Source organism: Streptococcus danieliae (genome assembly GCF_025447695.1).
Lineage (GTDB): Bacteria > Bacillota > Bacilli > Lactobacillales > Streptococcaceae > Streptococcus > Streptococcus danieliae.
Genome location: NZ_JAOBSU010000179.1, coordinates 1 through 1,595, shown reverse-complemented (window position 1 = coordinate 1,595; position 1,595 = coordinate 1). Strand labels below are relative to the sequence as shown.

1 protein-coding gene and 2 pseudogenes are annotated in these 1,595 nt (G+C 38.7%); 1 reads left to right on the top strand and 2 read right to left on the bottom strand.

What is annotated here, in order from left to right:
• The first annotated feature begins 110 nt into the window (after positions 1–110).
• A complete protein-coding gene (locus tag N4310_RS08405) occupies positions 111–749 on the top strand; it encodes a deoxynucleoside kinase (protein WP_160333242.1) in 639 nt (212 codons plus the stop codon).
• Between the two features lie 447 nt (positions 750–1,196).
• On the opposite strand, the pseudogene N4310_RS08400 reads toward N4310_RS08405, so the two are convergent.
• Positions 1,197–1,334: pseudogene (locus tag N4310_RS08400) on the bottom strand (IS110 family transposase); the annotation flags it as partial.
• Positions 1,294–1,595 (bottom strand): annotated as a pseudogene (locus N4310_RS08395) (IS30 family transposase); the annotation flags it as partial. The pseudogenes N4310_RS08400 and N4310_RS08395, both read right to left, overlap by 41 nt.

Sequence of the window (1,595 nt, the reverse complement as noted above, 5' to 3'; positions counted from 1 at the left end):
TAGTAGTATTTTTGGTATAACTCTACTATACAGGATTTATTCCTTTTTTGCGTTTACACAAGATATTGTACACTCTCGGTTCTGGTTTAAAGTCTAAGGAGGGGAAGAAAATTTTGTTAGTTTTAGCAGGTACAATTGGTGCCGGAAAATCGTCGCTAGCTGCGGCTTTGGGAGAGTATTTTGGAACAGAGGTTTTCTATGAATCGGTAGATGATAATCCCGTTTTGGATCTCTACTATAAAAATCCAGAGAAATATGCTTTTCTTTTGCAAATTTATTTTTTAAATAAACGGTTCAAGAGTATTAAGGAAGCCTATAAGAATGACAACAATGTCTTGGATCGTTCGATTTTTGAGGATGCTCTGTTTTTAGATCTGAATTATCGAAATGGCAATGTCACGCAGGAAGAGCATCAAGTTTACCATGAACTGTTGGATAATATGATGGAAGAGTTGGAGGGGATGCCCAAGAAGGCACCGGACTTATTGATTTATATTGATGTGTCCTTTGAAACTATGTTACATCGGATTGCGCGTCGGGGTCGGGAGTATGAACAGGTTGAGGGGAATCCGGATTTAGAGGGATACTATCGGCAAGTTCATACTGCTTATCCAGATTGGTACCAAGCTTATGATAAAAGTCCGAAGATTCGAATCGATGGGGACCGTTTTGATTTTGTCAATGATGAACTGGCATTGAAAGAAGTCTTAGGTCACATTGAAGCAGCTCTTGAGGGGATTAGAAAGTAGCCTAGTCTCAGAGTGGGGTCTCATCCCTTGGTAATCAGAAGAAAGCGCGGTTGGGGGATTGTTGATAGAATCTGCCCTGCGAAACGTGGAGAAGTCTTTAAAAAATCTTTGGGAGAAGCAGTATGAATGCTTGTTTTTTTCCAAGGATTCTCCTTTTTCTACCATTTGTCAACCATTTTTCTAAAAATTGGCCAATTTATTTGGCAGAGTGGTGCCTGCTGAGCCTAGTTGGCAAGCGAAGAGAAGGGGATTTTGTGTCAAGGTCTTGAGCGTTAGCGTGCCTTTACACGGAATCCCTCTTCTCTTACAATAGGCTAGCTCACAGGCAACTTTTGATGATTTTACCTATAACTTAAGACCAAATACCTAAAAAAGAGTACACTGAAACAGCACCTTGACTTTCAATTTTTTTCGCAAGGTGTTATAATGGTATGGCACAATTATTCCTTATTGACTTTTAGAAAGACTATAGTCGTAAAGTTTATTGTGCGTTATGAGGTAATGGATCGTTCGAATGAGACGATGCATAGAGGCAATCACATGTGGCTTCGTTGAAGTTACTTGTGATTGCTTTTTTCGTTTTTCTAGGATAAAGCATATCTTTCCTAGTTAATCCAAGGTGACCATTGTGAATCCAGTAGTAAATTGTGGTAACACCTGCCTCAATGTTTTTTGTCTTAACCATCATTTCAGGCGAATACTTTTGGTGATGATAGTGAAGAATTTTGTCCTTCATTTTCTTAGTAAGAATCAGTTTTTTAACAGATCGTTTACGATTTTTCTCGTAATTAGCTTGAGCGACATCGGCTGAATAGACATATTTAAAGAGTCCTTTTCTCACTTGTT